Origin of the sequence: Pseudomonas putida, assembly GCF_005080685.1 — a bacterium.
Taxonomy (GTDB): domain Bacteria; phylum Pseudomonadota; class Gammaproteobacteria; order Pseudomonadales; family Pseudomonadaceae; genus Aquipseudomonas; species Aquipseudomonas putida_V.
Map to the genome: position 1 here is coordinate 3,682,675 of NZ_CP039371.1, position 15,745 is coordinate 3,698,419.

A 15,745-nucleotide genomic window follows, 5' to 3' on the forward strand; every position below is an offset into this window, starting at 1 on the left:
TCCTTGTTGGGTGGATGTGGTTGACACTAACACGGAAGCAAGGGGCCTTTGACGCGGATGAAACGGGGTTTCAGTGGGTCTTGTTCATACCCAGCTCCATGTCGTCGATCAGCGCCTTGGCCATTTCGCTGAGGATGCGGGCGGCGCTGCCGGCCTTGCGGTCGTTTTCCATCTCGGCTTCGGTGGTGAGGTGGCGGATGCAGCCGAGCAGGATCGAGAGTTGGCTGAAGGCGTGGTCGAAGGGGATGCCGGGTTGCAGGCGGAACAGGTCGAAGGTTTCGATGCCGGCGGTGGTGGCGTGGGTGGGGTCAGTGGTTGCCATGGGGTCAGTTCCCTCAATTCGGTGGTGGATGGCACCGGCGGAGCCGGTGTTCGCGGGCAAGCCCGCTCCCACAGGTACAGCGCCAAATTCGAAATCAACACAAATCCTGTAGGAGCGGGCTTGCCCGCGAAGAGGCCGGTTAGGCCACTATCAATGCAGAAATGGATTGCGCTCGAGCGCCGAAGCCAGGGCATCCGCCTGGGCCCAAGCGATCTGCATGGAGCGCAGGCCATTAATCATTGATTCACGCATGCCTTCTTCCTCGATGCTATCGAGTGTGCGACGGCTGTGGTTGTAGGCGAGCATCAGATAATGAGTGATGTTCAGCACTACATGCTCCATCGGCACAAGCCGTTCGATGATGGCGTTACTGAGGGTTGTACCGTCGGGGAGATCGTAGAAATGCGGTGGGTCGGGAACGATTGTCTTCATTTTCGGCACCATATTAGTCGTGTGCCACCCATCCGTTTCCACACATTGGGGTGACAACTGCACACGGGGTGGAAAACCAGGCATATGGCGAACCCGGTAGGCTCGAAAGCCTCCCGCATGCAGCTGTCGTAACGACGCTCGCCATATCTACTGCCAGGGTTTCCACACCCCGATCGCTGAATTGCCAGCGACCGGGACAGCCTAAGGAGCCATGTTTCCCTGCACAATCAGACGCGTGCCGACGCGATCCGTAGGGTATTTCGCCAACCCTGGAACCGCCAGCACAAGCGCGTAGGATACTTCTGAAAAAATAGGGAAGATGGATGACGCAACACCGCCAACCACACCGACACCACCAAGCGCGAGCGGCGCTAGACCTTACCGCTACTACAAACCGCTCGCCTAACACCTCCAAGCCCCTCAAAAACCCAATGTCGCCGACAACAAATACGTCCGCGGCGTCGACAACGTCAGCCCCGGCTCACTGTCATCCGATGCCCCCGCCGAAGCCCAGTAACGCTCATCCAGCACATTCTCGACGCTGGCGCGCAAAGTCACCTCGGTAGCATCGACCTTGAAGGCATATCGCGCCCCCAGGTCGAACCTTTCCCAGCCATCGATCTGCTTGCTGTTGTCCTGATCCAGGTACTGCGAACTCGAATGGATACCACGCGCCGTCAGGGTCAGCCCGTTCACGCCAGGCACATCCCATTCGGCACCGAGGTTGACGTTGTACTCAGGTGTCGCCGGGGCGCGGTTGCCATCGTAGGCACCGCCCACGGTATCGGTCAGTTCGCTGTCGATGTACATCACCCCGCCCAGCACGCGCACGCCCCCTAGCGGCTCACCGAACACGCTCAGCTCGATACCGCGGTTGTCACGCTTACCATTGGGGCCGAACACGCGGGTCCCGGGATTGGTCTCGTAGGCAGGCTGGCGGATACGGAAGGCGCTGGCAGTGAACGCCACGCGGCCCAGGTCGTACTTGGCCCCGACTTCGACCTGGCGGCTGGTGAAGGGTGGGAAGATCTGGTCTTCGTTGATCGACGTCGACGGGGCAATCTTGCCCTGGCTCAGGCCTTCCATGTAGTTGGCATAGAGCGACAGCTGGTCGGTGACCTTGAGCAGCACCCCGCCCGACGGCGAGAGCTTTTCCTCGTCATAGGCCGTGTCGCCCTTCACCCCATCGCTCCAGTCATCCACCTGGACCCGCTGCCAACGCGCCCCCAGGGTCAGCAGCAGGCGGTCGTCGAAAAAGCCCAGGGTGTCGGCCAGGGCGAGGCCGGAAAAGCGGTTCTCGGTGTACACCTGCGCATCGATGCGCGTCGGGGTGCCGGGGGTGGGCGTGGTCACCGGGTCGTACAGGTTGCTGGGCGCCGACGCGTAGCGCGCGCCGCCGTTGGTGAAGTCCATGTAGAAGTAGCTGGCGGCAAGGTTCAACTCATGACTGACAGGCCCGGTATGAAACCACTTGCGCAACCCGGCCATGGCGGTGCGGACATTCTCGTCCCGGGTGAAATCACGCGGTTGTACCGTGAAATCGCCGGCATCGTTGATGATCGACACGTTGTGACGCAGAAAGTCATGGTTGCTCTTGCGTGCGCCGACCGCGCCGTAGGCCAGCAGCGACTCGCTGATATCGTACTCGGCGTTCAGCGCGCCGAAGGTGTCGTCGGTGCGCGCCTTGCTCCAGGCCTGGGCATAGTTGCGTCGCACATCGTCGGCGTTCGGCACCTTGGCATTGGCGCCAACCAGCACCCGCTCTTGCGGCGCATCGGTGTCGCGCTCGGTATGCCCCACATCAGCCGAAAGCCGCAGGCGCTCGCCACGAAAATCGAGCCCCAGCACCGCCATCTCGCGGTCCACGCTCTGGTGGTCCCATTCGGTATCGCCCGATTGCTTGACGCCGTTGAAGCGCACGCCGAACTGGTCGCCTTCGCCAAAACGACGGCCGATGTCCACCGCGCCTCCCACCTGGCTCCCCGATGCAAAGCTGCCGGTGAACTCGGTAAGCGGTTTGTCGCCCGCCCGCTTGGGCACCACGTTGATGCCGCCCCCGACGCTACCGCGTGGCGAGATGCCATTGATCAGCTGGCTGGGGCCCTTGATGATGTCGACTCGGTCGGCCATTTCCATGTCGATGGAATAGGTCGGCAAGATGCCGTACAAGCCGTTGTATGACACATCGCTGTTGAACAGGCTGAAGCCGCGGATGGTGAATTGCTCGAAGCGGCCACCGGCGGGATTGGTGGCGCGTACCGAGGGGTCGCTGGCGATCAGGTCGCCCAGGGTGCGGGCCTGCTGGTTCTTGACCACGTCGCTGGTGTAGGTGGTCATGCTGAACGGGGTGTCCATGAAGTCCCGCGACCCCAGCAGCCCCTGCGAGCCCTTGCGGGCGACCTGGCCGCCGGCGTACGGCTGGCCATCGTTGTCCTGCGGCTGGCCGCCGACGATGCTGGTGGGCGCGATCTCCAGGGCATTGGCGCCCTCGGCAGCAGGCACCAGCGTGAACGCCCCCTCGCCGACCGGCTGCAGCTGCAAGCCGCTGCCCTGGAGCAACAGCAGGAAGCCTTCATCGATGCGGTAACTGCCCGACAACCCGCCGCTCTGCCGGCCACTCACCAGCGCCGGGTCGAGCGACAGGCTGACGCCGGCCTGGTCGGCGAACCGGGTCAAGGCCGCGCCCAAGCTGCCGGAGGGTACTTGGTAGCTGCGTCGGGCGCTTTCGTCGGCCCAGGTGGGTACATTCAGGAACAGGCTCATGGCAAACCCGATGTGCATCAGGCGGCAAGACTTTACTGCGGGCATTGAAAAAAGCTCCTCTGATTTTCCTCTACCGGTAATGACCGGCGAGCGAAAAAAAGGGGACAGCCTCAAGCATGATGTTCTCGCGGCACCAGGGTGACCCAGTAACGTGTACGCGTATTCACCTCCAGCGGCAGGCTGGCAGCGAGCAGCGTGAGGACCCGGTCGGTGTCGTCCAGGCGGAAAGTACCGGTGACGCGTAGGGCCTCCAGCGCCGACGACCAGCGCAGCACCCCAGGGCGATAGCGGCGCAGCTCACGCAGCAGATCGCCCAGGGGCCGGTCGTCCAGGCGCAGCGCACCCTCGCGCCAGCCAAGGGTCCATTCGTCCAGGCCGCGAACCGCACCTGCGCCTTCTGCGTAGAGCCGAGCCTGCTGACCAGCGCTTAGCACCAGGGCACCACCGCGCAACGGCTGCAGGCTGGCCGAGCCCTTGACCACCGACACCCGGCAAGCCTCGTCGAACAGGCGCAGGCAGACGTCGCCGAAAGCGACCGCTACCTGGCCGAAAGGCACCTCGATCGCCAGGCCCAGGCTGCCGGGCAGACTCACCGCCACTTCGCCTCGCAGCAGTTTTAGCCGGCGCGCCGCCAGGTCGATGTCGACCGCGCTGTCGGTGTTCAAGGCAAGCAAGGTGCCGTCTGCCAGGGCCAACTGCCTACGCTCCCCTACCCCCGTGCGTACATCGGCCGTCCAGGTTTCCAGCGGCAACTGCCGCGCCAGCATCCAGCCGGTGGGGAGCACTGCCGCGACAGCCAGCGCCTGCTTGAGCAGTGCTCGGCGGCTGGCCTGCGGGCGATCGAGGGTGGCCAGAGCCAACTCGCTGGGCAATTGGGAAAACCGCTGACGCAGTTGCATTGCCTTCTGCCAGGCCTGCTCGTGCGTGGCATCGCTGGCCCGCCACTGCGCCAGACGTTGCAGCTCGCTGTCACCGGCCTTGCCAGACTCCACCAGCGCCAGCCAGCGTGCGGCGGCGCGCACCACCTCGCGGGTATTGCCGTTGGCGATGGACATCACAGCTCCGCCAGCAGGCAATGCTCGTAGGCCTGCGCCATGTAGCGTTTGACCGTGCGTTCGGACACTGCCAGGCGCGCGGCGATCTCGCAGTAGCCCAGGCCTTCCAGCTGGCTCCAGAGAAACGCCTTGCGCACCGGGGCCTTGAGGCCGTCGAGCAACGCGTCGAGCGCTTGCAGGGTTTCCAGCAGTATCCAGCGCTGTTCAGGCGACGGCAGGCTCTGCTCGGGTAGCTGCGCCAAGGCTTCCAGGTAGGCCTGCTCCAGGCTGCGCCGCTGGTGAAAGTTGCTCAGCAGCCGCTTGCCCACGGTCAGCAGGTAAGCCCGAGGCTCACGGATGTCAGCCAGTGACTGGTGGCTGGCGAGCACCTTGAGGAAGGTGTCCTGGCTGAGGTCGGCGGCATCCCAGGCGTTGCCCAGACGGCGGCGCAGCCAGGTTTCCAGCCAGCCGCGGTGGTCGCGATAGAGGGCTGGCAGGCTGTGCTCCTGGGACGGCGCGGCTTCGGTCATGGGGAAGGCTCTGCGGCAACGTAAATAGGAGTGATTCTAATTTACGTTAGGCGGCAGATCCAAGGGGTTTGTGCAAAAACCCGCTACATGGCCTCACGCAGCTGCGCCAGGCGCGTGAGCAGGCGCTGCACATAGCCTTTGGCAATCATCGTGCCCCAATGCCCGTCGCAGAAGCGCTCGCCTCTCACGTAGTAGGTCACCAGGCTCTGCAACTGCGCAAGGCTCGCTTGCTCGATGGCGCCAGGTTCGCTGACCAGGCGATCTGCGGTGGGACGATAATCGATGTCGAGCCAGCAATCCTTGCGGGCTTGTTCGTAGAAGTCGTCGACCACCTTGGCGTAGATCGGCCAAGGGTGCGGTTCCTTGAAGGTGTAGGCCTCGATGGGCACCCCGTTGGGGTATAGCTGCGGCAGAAAGCCTATCAGCGCGTCGATATCGGCCGGGGTGGGGAGCATGACGAGTTCCTTGTCGTTTACCAGGGGCACAGTCTACACACAGGATGCTGGGGTGGTTAAAGCGCCATGACCATTTCGTGCCAGGCCATGCCACCGTGGTCCGAGGGCGACGGCTGCACGTACTGATAGCCAAGCTTGCGATACAACTCGACATGCCGTTCCTTGCACATCAGGTGAATAGTGGCCTTGCCCTGGGCGTGCATGCGGGCGATGAACTCAGTCATCAGTCGCTTGGCGTACCCCTTGCCCTGGTGCGCCGGGTCGACGACCACCGACATGATCACCACGTTCGGCGCCAGCGGATCATGGCCGATCAGTTCCTTGAAGGCCTCGTCGGACATCACCACTTCGTGGGCGCAGCCACTGTTGATGAAACCGACGATGGTGCCCTCGGTTTCGAGGAGGAGGAAACCCTCGGGATACTGGGCGATCCGGGTACGGATCTTTTCCAGGGTGGCGGCTTCGTCACCCTCGTAGGCGCCGATTTCGATGGCGTAGCAGCGCTCGGCGTCCTGGTCGATGGGGTGGCGAAATGAGGTGTTGCTCATGGAATGGCTCCGGCAGGATGAGTGGCTAGAGGACTATGGTAAATGACGCGATGCCTGATCGCGGTGCATTCTTGCCGGTGGTTTTGTGCTGCCTGGGCTGGCCTCTTCGCGGGCAAGCCCGCTCCTACAACAGGTACGGCGCGGTGACTGTGGCCGGGTATGCCTGCAAGGGCCTCTTCGCGGGTAAACCCGCTCCTACAGGAGACCTGGCGAGTTTCATAGCCTTGGGGGGCCTGCAGGAGCCGGCTTGCCGGCCATGAGGCCTGCCCGCAGGCGGTACTGCCCAGGCGTCATGCCAAGGTGTTTGCGAAACGCGCTGCCCATGTGCGACTGGTGCGCAAAGCCCGCCTCCAGGGCAAGGCTGGCCAGGTCCTGATCGGTGTGCTCGATCAAATGCCGAGCCGCTTGCAGCCTCACCTGAACGAGGTACGCATGCGGCGTGAGGCCGATGGCCTGGGTGAAGTCGCGCAGGAACCGAAGCGCGTTGTGCCCGTAGGTATTGGCCAACTGATCCAGGCTGAGCGGCAGATGATGCTCGTCGCCTATCTGGTCCAGCACCCGGACAACTGCCTTGGGCTGGACCTTCGGCTGCGCCTCTGGAGCCCTGGCCTGCGCGAGGAAGGCCATTGCCGCCTCCTCCAGCGCCAACCGATCGGTTTCGCACGCAAGCAGCAGACGTCGAAGCCCCATCGCTTGCTGCAAGGCCTGTCGCTGCCCACCGGCCTGGACACGCTGAGCGGTAACCGGCAGCAGTTGCTGGGCCAGCGCCGCCTCCAGACGCAGCACCAGGTATTCACCGCCACGGGCGGACTCGGAAAACACCTCGACGCCCACCGGCGTCTGCGCCAGCACGCCGGCGAAGGTGTCGAAGTCCGCACGGCGGTCCGAGTCGATCGCATGCACGCCTCGCTGGCGCTCCAGGGTGATGCCCAACGAATGCCAGCGCACCGGGTCGCGGGCACTGTAAGCCATGCGCGGCAGAAGCTGCAGGCAGAGCTTGTCACCCAGCAGGTGCTGGCTCAGCATCTGAAATTTCCTGATAGACCGTCGTCTGCTTGCACCGGACACTTCCTGGTGAACGATTGACCAAAACGGGAGCACCACATGCGCACCATCGGCCTTATCGGCGGCATGAGCTGGGAGTCCAGCGCCGAATACTATCGCCTCATCAACCAACAGGTGCGTGACCGCCTGGGGCCCCTGCGGTCGGCGCAAACGCTAATCTACAGCGTCGACTTCGGGCCTGTCGAGCAAGCCCAGCATGCCGGGCGCTGGGAAGATGCCGCCGCGGTTCTGCTGGATGCGGCGCGGCGCCTGGAAGCCGGTGGCGCCGATTGCGTGGTGCTCTGCACCAACACCATGCACAAGGTCGCGGCGCAGATTCAAGCGGCGGTCGGCATTCCTTTCCTGCACATTGCCGACCCGGCAGGCCAAGCGGCACGCAAGGCCGGGGCGACGAAGGTCGGCCTGCTCGGTACCGCCTTCACCATGGAAGAAGATTTTCTCAAGAGCCGCCTGCGTCCCCTGGGGCTGGATGTCCTGGTGCCGGACGCCACCGAGCGGCAGACGGTGCATCGGATCATCTACCAGGAGTTGTGCGTGGGCGTTATCGACGAGGCATCGCGCAAGGCCTATCAAGCCATCATCGAATCGCTCGCCGCTCGCGGCGCCCAGGCGATCATTCTCGGCTGTACCGAAATCGGCCTGCTGATCAAGCCCGAGCACAGCTCCATCCCCTTGCTCGATACCACCGAGCTGCACGCCCGAGCAGCGGTAGCCTTCGCCCTCGGCGACTGAGCGAAACCGGCTAACCGGTGCGGCGCTCGAATATCGCCCCTTCCACGCCGATCACCTCACCCGAGCGGGTGTACATGCCCACGCCGGTTTCCCACACCCGCTTGATCTGCCCGCCCGCGCAGCGGATGCGGTACTCGAGCTGATACGGCTCGCGCTTGAGCAGCGCGCATTGCACGCAGTACCAGATGTAGTCGGCATATTCTTCGAGGATCAGCGAGCCGAAGCTGCGCGATGCCGTGCCCCCTGCCAGGTAATCGGCGGGGTAACCCGTCAGGGCCAGGCAGCCTGCGCTGACATAGTCCATCGACCAGGCCCGGTCGTTGCCACCTCGGTAGATCAGCCCGGGCAGGTCATCCAGCAGCCCCTGCATGAACGGATTCGGTGCGTGGTCGGCCCCGGGCGCGCTTTCGCTGTGCAGCGGCCGCTGTTCGCTCACACGCCAGGCAGACCCCGTGCTATGGATTCGGGTAGCCAGCTCCAGGCGCGAGCTGAGGCGAAACTTGCGCAGCAGGTTGCGTACGTAGATCTTCACCGTGCCGTCGCTGATGCCCAGCTCGCGGGCGATCTGCTTGTTGCTGTAGCCGGCTGTCAGCAGGGCCAGGGTCTGGCCTTCGCGGTCGGTCAGGTCCTCCCAGACATGGGCGTGTGCCGTTGCGGTTGAAAGCATCCCTGTTGTCCTCTTCGCGGGTCGCGCCGGGCAGGCACTGATCGACAGCAACAAACGTGCCTTCGGCGGTGGACTACCCCAAAGGGCATATGCCCGATAGCGGATTGAGTGATATTTCCTACTGGGAAAGTATATTCCCCAACAGGAATAGAACTCCGCGAGGATCATATGTCCAGCGTCGCTCCCTACCCACCCACCAGCGTGCCGCTTTACCCCGTAGCAGAGCCCTATCCGCCAACCCCGCATTACCTTCTGGTCACCCAGGACGACGCGGTCGAAACCCTGCAGCGCTTGGTGGTAGAACTGAGCGATACCCGCATCGATCACCTACAGCTGAGCGGCATTACCGACCCAAGCGCACTGCAGCAGGCGTTGAGCGAGCGCTTGGCGCACGCATGCGTTGGCCTTCGCCTGGTCCTGGAAGGTGACGAAGCGTTCGTCTGGTCGCTGCATGCCCTGGCGCGCAAGGCGGGAATGCAGCCCGACGAGATCCGCATCGTCAGGCGCCCTGACGGCTGCCGACAGGTGTTCTGCGTGCACTGCGCAAACTGCCAGGCAACTCGCCTCGCCGGGCCGATAGCATGTGCCCACTGCGGGGTGGTACTGGAGGTGCGCCAGCACTTCTCGCGGCGGCTAGGCGCCTATCTGGGCGTGTGCGCCGACCCCGACCAGCCGCGTCGGGAGCCACGACCATGAACGCCACCCTTGATGTCCGCGTCGCTGCGACGCGCTTGCTGACGCCGGAAATCCGCGAGTTCAGCCTGCTGGCAGTGGAAGGCTCGCTCCCCGGTTTCTCTGCCGGCAGCCACGTGCAGGTGCATTTGCCCAATGGTCGGTGCAACGCCTATTCGCTGGTGGGAGACCCTGCGGCCAATGGCCCCTACCGGATCGCGGTGCGCTACCAAGAGGCTTCACGAGGCGGCTCGCGCTACCTGCATCAGCATCTGCGGGTCGGCGACACCCTGCGCATCACCCCACCGGCCAATGCCTTCTCGTTGCAGCGCCAAGCCGGCCAGCACCTGCTACTGGCAGCCGGCATCGGTATCACACCGTTCAAGGCCTACCTCTTCGAATTGTTGCGCGCCGGGGCTGACTTCGAACTGCACTACGCCTACCGAGCGGGTGCCAGCGATGCCTATCTGGACGAACTGCGCGATGCGCTCGGCAAGCGACTGCATGCCTACCCCAGCGGCGAACGCCGGCTCGATATCGCCCAGGTGTTGCAGCGCCGCCCGTTGGGCACCCATGTGTATGCCTGCGGGCCGCGAACATTGCTGGCCGATCTGCAGACCCAGGCCGGTCGCCTGGGCTGGAGCCCAAGCCGGGTGCACTGGGAAGCGTTTGCCGGGCCGAGCCCGGCCAGCCCTTCGCTGCCGAACTGGTACGCAGCGCCAAGCGGCTGCACGTGGCAGCCGACGAGAGCTTGCTAGAAGCCCTCGAACGGCTCGGGGTGGAAGTGCCCAACCTGTGCCGCGGCGGGGTCTGCGGGCAGTGCCAGACGCACTGGCTGGCAGGCGACGTGGAACATCGCGACCTGTATCTCACCACCGAACAGCGCAAGACCCACCTCATGCCCTGCGTATCGCGCGGCTGCGGCCGCCCGCTCCTGCTCGACCTCTGAACGGAGACCTACCCATGTCCCTGACCTTCACGCCGAAGCAAACCTTCCGCGACGACTTCACGTTCCGTAACAGCCCGGCCGCCATCGCCCGCTTTCCGTTCCCCTTCCCGGAGGACCAGTACCTGTACTCGGTCAACCTGGAACCTGCTGTGCCCCGCGACCCGGGCTCGGTGTTCGAGCACCTGTTCGACGTCGATGAACACTATCTCTCGGAAATGGCCGAGCGGGCGCAGGTGCTGGAACGCGACCCGCAACGCTGCCTGGTGATGCCGCACATGGCCCAAGCCACCTGGGACACCCTGGAGCTGCTGATGACACGCCTAGCGCAAGACTACCCCACGGTGTTCCGCCTGTCCCGCCAGGGCGCTGCCTGGCACTGGCAGAACCTGGCATTGGGCATCGACCAGCATTTCACCTTTGGCGAGCCCGAAAGCCTGCCCTGCGAACCGCTGGAGTACATCACCCGACAGGTACAGGGCGACTTCGCCCTGCTCGACCAGCGCGACAACGACCTGTTCATGGATGCGGGCATGGTCACCTGCCCCGCCGACTGGTCGCTGCGTTTCGACGCCGGCATGAGCTTCAAGCAGTGGCACTCGCCGGTCCCCATGGCCCACCAGTTGGGGGTATTCGACCGAGCCCTGAAGTACCTGCTCAACCTCCAGGTCGCGCAGCCCGTGCGCCGCCTGAACTGGACCCTGACCATCAATCCCCGGCTCGACACCTCGCCGGAAACCTTCCACGAATGGGGCAGCGAGCGCGGTACGGTCACCGCCAGCAATGCCGGCGAACGGGTCCACCTGCGCGTGGAGCTGCAATTGATGCTGCGCCTGGCGCGCTCCAATGCCGTGCTGTTCGGCATTCGCACCTACCTGATCAGACTCGACGAACTGGCCACCCAGCGCGCCTGGGCGCAACGCCTGCACCGGGTGATCCGCGACCTCCCCGACCCCATCGCCGACTACAAGGGCATCACCCGCTACCGCCAGGCTCTCATCGAATGGCTACGCCCGTTCGACTGCAGCGCCTGACACCTCGTCATCCACTCGCCAACAAGAGGAATCTCCATGGCCAACTCCTGGCGCATCAGTGCCCTGCGTGACCGCCACCTGGCGCTCGGCTCCCAGCTCGAAGACTGGAACGGCATGGGCACTGCGTGGACCTACCACAGCGACCTTGCCGACCACCATGAAGCCATCCGCACCCACGCCGGCCTGATGGACGTTTCCGGGCTGAAGAAGGTGCACTACGTGGGGCCCCACGCCGAGAGCCTGCTGGACCAGGCCACCACCCGCGACCTGGGCAAGCTCTACCCAGGCAAGTCGGTGTATGCCTGCATGCTCGACGACGACGGCAGGTTCATCGACGATTGCATCATCTACCGCACCGGCCCCAACGCCTTCATGGTGGTGCACGGTGCGGGCAGTGGCCACGAAGTGCTGGTGCGCTCGGCCCAGGGTCGCCAGGTGGCGGTGTTGTTCGACGACGACCTGCACGACCTGTCGCTGCAGGGCCCCAGGGCCGTGGATTTTCTCGCCGAGCATGTGCCGGGGATCCGTGACCTGCCCTACTTCCATCACCTGCAGACGCGGTTGTTCGAGCGACCGGTGATGATCTCGCGCACCGGCTACACCGGCGAACGCGGCTACGAGATCTTCTGCAAGGCCGCCGACGCGCCCATCATCTGGGATGGCATCCTCGCGCAGGGCAAGGCCCACGGCATCATCCCCTGCGCGTTCACCGCCCTGGATTGGCTGCGAGTCGAGAGCTACCTGTTCCCTACGACAACTCGCAGATGTACCCCTTCGCCGGCGAGAAGGCGGGTGATACGTTGTGGGAGCTGGGGCTCGACTTCACGGTATCGCCCGGCAAGCTGGAGTTCCGGGGCGCCGGCGAGCATCGGCGACTCGAGGGCCGGGAGCGCTTCAAGATCTTTGGCGTACTGCTCGATGGCAACACCGCCGCCGAAGCCGGCGACACCCTGTGGTACCAGGGTCGCCAGGTCGGCGTGATCACCTGCGCCATGTACTCGCGCCTGACCGGAAAGTCGATGGCCATCGCCCGGCTCGATCCCTGTGCCGCCGAGCAGGGGTTGCCACTGACGGTAAGGGGCAGCCTGCAGGTCGAAGCCATCGCACATACCCTGCCGTTCGACGACCCACAGAAGCACAAGCGCACAGCCAAGGGCTAAGCCTCCCCACGCCAGCAAGCTTCGGCCCCTGTAGGAGCCGGCTTGCCGGCGATGAGGCCCACACAGACACCGACAACCCTCCCCGGAAAACCGCATCGATTAAAATCACTTTTCCGCATATTAGGTTATGCCTAAATTGAATTTCACTCAAAGAAGGAAAGCCTCTAGCTTAAGCGCCCATAGCGTTTGGTTCTGAACAGGAACCTCACCGCCAGACGCGCACGCTACCCGACCACGTGGTGCCTGCCCCCTTTGATCGCAATGGAGGCGCCATGCCCATATCCTCGTTAAGCCGTCGTCAACTCCTCGCCCTGGCAGGCACCGCGTCGGCAGCCGCTTTCGCCAGCCGTTTCGCCTTCGCCGACCACGATCACGGCGCCCATGCCGGCCACACCACACAGCCGGTAGGCAGTGGGCTGGACCTGGAAAGCACGCGCTGGGTGCTGCCCGAGCCGCGCAAGATCAAGCTGGCGACCAACCTCAATGCCGTGTGCCTCGCGCCGGTGGCGGTGGCCGACAGCCAGGGCATCTTCAAGCGCCATAACCTGGACGTGGAGTTCGTCAACTTCGGCAACTCCACCGAGGTGCTGCTCGAGTCCATGGCCACCGGCAAGGCAGACGCCGCCACCGGCATGGCCCTGCGCTGGCTCAAGGCGTTGGAACAGGGTTTCGATGTCAAACTCACCGCCGGCACCCACGGCGGCTGCTTGCGCCTGCTGACCCTGGACAACGGCCCGAAATCCTTCGAGGCCTTGAAAGGTGCGACCATCGGCGTCACCGACATGGCCGCGGCGGACAAGAACTTCTTTTCCCTGATGCTCAAGCGCCATGGCGTCGACCCACTGCGCGACGTGACCTGGCGGGTCTACCCGATCGACCTGCTCAGCGTTGCCCTGCAGAAAGGCGAGATCCAGGCCGCCAGCGGTTCGGACCCGCTCATGTACCGGGTCAAGCAGCAACCGGGCTTCGCCGAACTGGCCACCAACATGGTCGAGGAATACGCCAACATGAGCTGCTGCGTGGTCGGCGTCAGCGGCAAGCTGGCGCGCGACGACACGCCAGTGGCGGCGGCCATCACCCATTCGATCCTGCAGGCGCACGCCTGGGCCTCGCGCAACCCCGAGGCGGTGGCCGAGGAGTTTCTCAAGTTCGCGGTCAATACCTCGCGCGAGGAAGTGCATGCCATCCTCACCGAGCACACCCATGGTTACTACTCGGTGGGCAACACCTTCGTGAAGGAGATCGCCGTCTATGCCCGGGACCTGAAGAACATCGAGGTGCTGCGCCCACGCACCGACCCGCTGGCGTTCGCGGAGGATGTCCATGCCGACGTATTCGCTTGAGCAAACCCAGCCCAAGGTCGCACCCGCTGCAGCCATCTGGCGAGCGGGCCTGCTGGCGGCACTGGCGTGGATAGCCCTGGGCCTTTTCACCGAACTGTACCCAGATGGCGGCAAGCCATGGCCGTACACCTTCGAGCTGGCCGTTGCAGCGGCTGTGGTGGGCGTGTTGCTGGCGCTGATCGCCCTGCTGCCAGGGCCGTTCGCCCGCCTCGTGCAACGCCTGCGCCCCGCTGGTGCGTGGCTGGCGGCGTTGCCGGTATTGTTGGGCGCCTGGCTGCTGGTGACGGCCAAGGTGGTGCTGTTGCCGGTGCCGTTCTTCGCCCCGCCCCAGGCGCTGATCGAAGTCTTCCTCGACGACTGGCCACGCCTGGGCGAAAGCCTGCTGCATTCGCTGTGGTTGCTGATCAACGGCGTGGTGCTCGGAGGCAGCGCCGGTTTCATCGCCGGGGTGGCCATTGGCTGGTCGCACCGGATCGGCTACTGGGTGCACCCGGTGCTGCGGATTCTTGGCCCGGTGCCATCCACGGCGCTGCTGCCGATCTGCTTTTTCTTCTTTCCCTCCAGCTGGAGCGCCAGCGTCTTCCTGATCGCCCTGGCGACCTGGTTCCCGGTCACCGTGCTGACCTGGTCGGGCGTCGCCAGTGTCGACAAGGCCTACTACGAGGTGGCGCGAACGTTAGGTGCCAGCTCGCGTTTCCTGGTCTTGCGGGTGGCTATTCCCGCCGCGCTGCCGCATGTCTTCGTCGGCCTGTTCATGGGCTTGGGCGCGTCGTTCTCGGTGCTGGTGGTGGCCGAGATGATGGGCGTCAAGGCAGGGCTCGGCTGGTACCTGCAATGGGCCCAGGGCTGGGCGGCCTACGCCAACATGTACGCCGCGCTGTTGGTGATGGCCCTGCTCTGCTCGGGCCTGATCACCTTGTTGTTCATCGTCCGCGACCGGGTGTTGTCCTGGCAGAAAGGAGCCGTCAAATGGTAAGTCCCGCCCACGCCACCGTGCCCCGTGAAAGTGGCATGGCCCTGGACATTCGTGGCCTGAGCCATGCCTTCGACCTGGGCGACAAGCGCCTGCCGGTGCTCGACAACGTCGACCTGCAGTTGCAGCCTGGGGAAAGCGTCGGGCTGCTCGGCCCATCCGGCTGCGGCAAGTCCACCCTGCTGCGCCTGGTTGCCGGCCTGGAAGGCCTCCAGCACGGCCATTTGCTGGCGGACGGCGGCGCGATCGACGGCCCGCACCATTCGCGGGTGCTGGTGTTCCAGGATCCCACGCTCTACCCCTGGCGCAGCGTGTGGGACAACGTCGCCCTCGGCTTGCAGGCCCGGGGTCAACTGAAGACGCAACGGGCGCGGGTCGACGAGACGTTGCGCAAGGTCGGCTTGCTGGAGTTTCGCGATGCTTACCCGCGACAGCTTTCAGGCGGCATGGCACAGCGCGCGGCGCTGGCCCGGGCGCTGATCAACGAGCCGCGCCTGCTGCTGCTCGACGAACCGCTCGGCAAGCTCGACTCACTGACGCGGATCGCTATGCAGAGCGAGTTGATCCGTTTGTGGCAGCAACAGGCCTACAGTTCGTTGCTGGTGACTCATGATGTGGAGGAAGCACTGTTGCTGTGTGACCGGGTGCTGGTGTTCTCGGCCCGACCGGCGCGGGTGTTGGCCGAGTTGAAGGTCGAGCGACCGTATCCGCGGCGGCGGGATGACCCGCGGCTGCTGGAGTTGCGCCAGCATGCGCTGGAACTGTTGGGTCAGGGGACGGATTGGTGAGGGTGCGCGCTGGAGAGTTGCGGGGGCGCGGATATCGAGCGCCCCCCGCGCGGCGCATCGCCAAGCGTGCGCTGAAGAGGTGTGGTGCCGCACACATCGAGCGCCGCCCGCGCGGCGCATCGCGACGCAAGGCCGCTCCCACAATTGTTGCAACGTGCCACTGTCTGTCAGGCCATGGTTGTTCGCCTTTGGGGGCACCACGGAATATCGGGGTGCACCCTACGCCAACACAAATATCGCGCCGGGCCCACCAGGCTGACAACCATGGCCTATCAGACATA

General features: G+C 64.6%; 15 protein-coding genes and 2 pseudogenes. 8 read left to right on the forward strand and 9 right to left on the reverse strand.

The annotated features are described in order from the left end of the window. Positions 1–70 precede the first annotated feature (70 nt). The 8 genes from E6B08_RS16690 to E6B08_RS16730 form a co-directional block, all read right to left on the reverse strand. Positions 71–322 (reverse strand): DUF3077 domain-containing protein, encoded by a 252-nt coding sequence (locus E6B08_RS16690; RefSeq protein ID WP_136915062.1) that lies wholly within the window; start codon positions 320–322, stop codon positions 71–73. Between the two features lie 150 nt (positions 323–472). Continuing rightward, positions 473–754 (reverse strand): hypothetical protein, encoded by a 282-nt coding sequence (locus E6B08_RS16700; protein ID WP_136915064.1) that lies wholly within the window; start codon positions 752–754, stop codon positions 473–475. Between the two features lie 420 nt (positions 755–1,174). Continuing rightward, positions 1,175–3,562: a TonB-dependent receptor gene (locus E6B08_RS16705; protein ID WP_136915065.1), complete on the reverse strand. Its 2,388-nt coding sequence runs from the start codon at positions 3,560–3,562 to the stop codon at positions 1,175–1,177. A 65-nt stretch (positions 3,563–3,627) separates the two neighbouring features. After that, positions 3,628–4,572 carry a FecR domain-containing protein gene (locus tag E6B08_RS16710; protein WP_136915066.1) on the reverse strand — a complete coding sequence of 315 codons (945 nt, stop codon included), beginning with the start codon at positions 4,570–4,572 and terminating at the stop codon, positions 3,628–3,630. After that, a complete protein-coding gene (locus E6B08_RS16715) occupies positions 4,572–5,081 on the reverse strand; it encodes a sigma-70 family RNA polymerase sigma factor (RefSeq protein ID WP_136915067.1) in 510 nt (169 codons plus the stop codon). Before E6B08_RS16715 ends, E6B08_RS16710 begins: the two co-directional genes overlap by 1 nt. A gap of 83 nt (positions 5,082–5,164) precedes the next feature. Continuing rightward, positions 5,165–5,536 carry a DUF6508 domain-containing protein gene (locus E6B08_RS16720; protein ID WP_136915068.1) on the reverse strand — a complete coding sequence of 124 codons (372 nt, stop codon included), beginning with the start codon at positions 5,534–5,536 and terminating at the stop codon, positions 5,165–5,167. A gap of 56 nt (positions 5,537–5,592) precedes the next feature. Further along, the gene (locus tag E6B08_RS16725) at positions 5,593–6,084 is read right to left on the reverse strand and encodes a GNAT family N-acetyltransferase (protein WP_136915069.1); all 492 of its coding nucleotides are present in this window, start codon (positions 6,082–6,084) and stop codon (positions 5,593–5,595) included. A 216-nt stretch (positions 6,085–6,300) separates the two neighbouring features. Further along, positions 6,301–7,110 (reverse strand): AraC family transcriptional regulator, encoded by an 810-nt coding sequence (locus E6B08_RS16730; protein ID WP_136915070.1) that lies wholly within the window; start codon positions 7,108–7,110, stop codon positions 6,301–6,303. Positions 7,111–7,188: 78 nt separating this feature from the next. Here E6B08_RS16730 and E6B08_RS16735 point away from each other — a divergent pair, with 78 nt between their 5' ends. Next, a complete protein-coding gene (locus E6B08_RS16735; protein WP_136915071.1) occupies positions 7,189–7,881 on the forward strand; it encodes an aspartate/glutamate racemase family protein in 693 nt (230 codons plus the stop codon). 10 nt (positions 7,882–7,891) lie between these two features. Here the strand turns inward: E6B08_RS16735 and E6B08_RS16740 are convergent, their stop codons facing one another. After that, complete coding sequence (locus tag E6B08_RS16740) at positions 7,892–8,548, reverse strand: LuxR C-terminal-related transcriptional regulator (protein ID WP_136915072.1); 657 nt, start codon at positions 8,546–8,548, stop codon at positions 7,892–7,894. A gap of 168 nt (positions 8,549–8,716) precedes the next feature. Here E6B08_RS16740 and E6B08_RS16745 point away from each other — a divergent pair, with 168 nt between their 5' ends. The 7 genes and pseudogenes from E6B08_RS16745 (at position 8,717) to E6B08_RS16775 (ending at position 15,464) form a co-directional block, all read left to right on the forward strand. After that, positions 8,717–9,244 carry a dimethylamine monooxygenase subunit DmmA family protein gene (locus tag E6B08_RS16745; protein WP_136915073.1) on the forward strand — a complete coding sequence of 176 codons (528 nt, stop codon included), beginning with the start codon at positions 8,717–8,719 and terminating at the stop codon, positions 9,242–9,244. Continuing rightward, positions 9,241–10,169 (forward strand): annotated as a pseudogene (locus E6B08_RS16750) (PDR/VanB family oxidoreductase). The gene E6B08_RS16745 and the pseudogene E6B08_RS16750 overlap by 4 nt, the downstream one beginning before the upstream one ends. Positions 10,170–10,183: 14 nt before the next feature. Further along, the gene (locus tag E6B08_RS16755) at positions 10,184–11,200 is read left to right on the forward strand and encodes a heme-dependent oxidative N-demethylase family protein (protein ID WP_136915074.1); all 1,017 of its coding nucleotides are present in this window, start codon (positions 10,184–10,186) and stop codon (positions 11,198–11,200) included. Positions 11,201–11,236: 36 nt separating this feature from the next. Next, a pseudogene (locus tag E6B08_RS16760) lies at positions 11,237–12,360 on the forward strand (aminomethyltransferase family protein). Between the two features lie 272 nt (positions 12,361–12,632). Then, complete coding sequence (locus E6B08_RS16765) at positions 12,633–13,703, forward strand: ABC transporter substrate-binding protein (RefSeq protein WP_136915075.1); 1,071 nt, start codon at positions 12,633–12,635, stop codon at positions 13,701–13,703. After that, positions 13,684–14,679, forward strand: a complete 996-nt coding sequence (locus E6B08_RS16770) for an ABC transporter permease (protein ID WP_136915076.1) — start codon at positions 13,684–13,686, stop codon at positions 14,677–14,679. Before E6B08_RS16765 ends, E6B08_RS16770 begins: the two co-directional genes overlap by 20 nt. Then, entirely contained in the window at positions 14,673–15,464 is a 792-nt protein-coding gene (locus E6B08_RS16775; RefSeq protein ID WP_136915077.1) for an ABC transporter ATP-binding protein, read from the forward strand. The genes E6B08_RS16770 and E6B08_RS16775 overlap by 7 nt, the downstream gene beginning before the upstream one ends. Positions 15,465–15,745: the final 281 nt, after the last annotated feature.

Bases quoted from the DNA above. Each gene is read 5' to 3' on its own strand.
- E6B08_RS16690 (WP_136915062.1), bottom strand. From the start codon at position 322: ATGGCAACCACTGACCCCACCCACGCCACCACCGCCGGCATCGAAACC.
- E6B08_RS16700 (WP_136915064.1), bottom strand. From the start codon at position 754: ATGAAGACAATCGTTCCCGACCCACCGCATTTCTACGATCTCCCCGAC.
- E6B08_RS16705 (WP_136915065.1), bottom strand. From the start codon at position 3,562: ATGCCCGCAGTAAAGTCTTGCCGCCTGATGCACATCGGGTTTGCCATG.
- E6B08_RS16710 (WP_136915066.1), bottom strand. From the start codon at position 4,572: ATGTCCATCGCCAACGGCAATACCCGCGAGGTGGTGCGCGCCGCCGCA.
- E6B08_RS16715 (WP_136915067.1), bottom strand. From the start codon at position 5,081: ATGACCGAAGCCGCGCCGTCCCAGGAGCACAGCCTGCCAGCCCTCTAT.
- E6B08_RS16720 (WP_136915068.1), bottom strand. From the start codon at position 5,536: ATGCTCCCCACCCCGGCCGATATCGACGCGCTGATAGGCTTTCTGCCG.
- E6B08_RS16725 (WP_136915069.1), bottom strand. From the start codon at position 6,084: ATGAGCAACACCTCATTTCGCCACCCCATCGACCAGGACGCCGAGCGC.
- E6B08_RS16730 (WP_136915070.1), bottom strand. From the start codon at position 7,110: ATGCTGAGCCAGCACCTGCTGGGTGACAAGCTCTGCCTGCAGCTTCTG.
- E6B08_RS16735 (WP_136915071.1), top strand. From the start codon at position 7,189: ATGCGCACCATCGGCCTTATCGGCGGCATGAGCTGGGAGTCCAGCGCC.
- E6B08_RS16740 (WP_136915072.1), bottom strand. From the start codon at position 8,548: ATGCTTTCAACCGCAACGGCACACGCCCATGTCTGGGAGGACCTGACC.
- E6B08_RS16745 (WP_136915073.1), top strand. From the start codon at position 8,717: ATGTCCAGCGTCGCTCCCTACCCACCCACCAGCGTGCCGCTTTACCCC.
- E6B08_RS16755 (WP_136915074.1), top strand. From the start codon at position 10,184: ATGTCCCTGACCTTCACGCCGAAGCAAACCTTCCGCGACGACTTCACG.
- E6B08_RS16765 (WP_136915075.1), top strand. From the start codon at position 12,633: ATGCCCATATCCTCGTTAAGCCGTCGTCAACTCCTCGCCCTGGCAGGC.
- E6B08_RS16770 (WP_136915076.1), top strand. From the start codon at position 13,684: ATGCCGACGTATTCGCTTGAGCAAACCCAGCCCAAGGTCGCACCCGCT.
- E6B08_RS16775 (WP_136915077.1), top strand. From the start codon at position 14,673: ATGGTAAGTCCCGCCCACGCCACCGTGCCCCGTGAAAGTGGCATGGCC.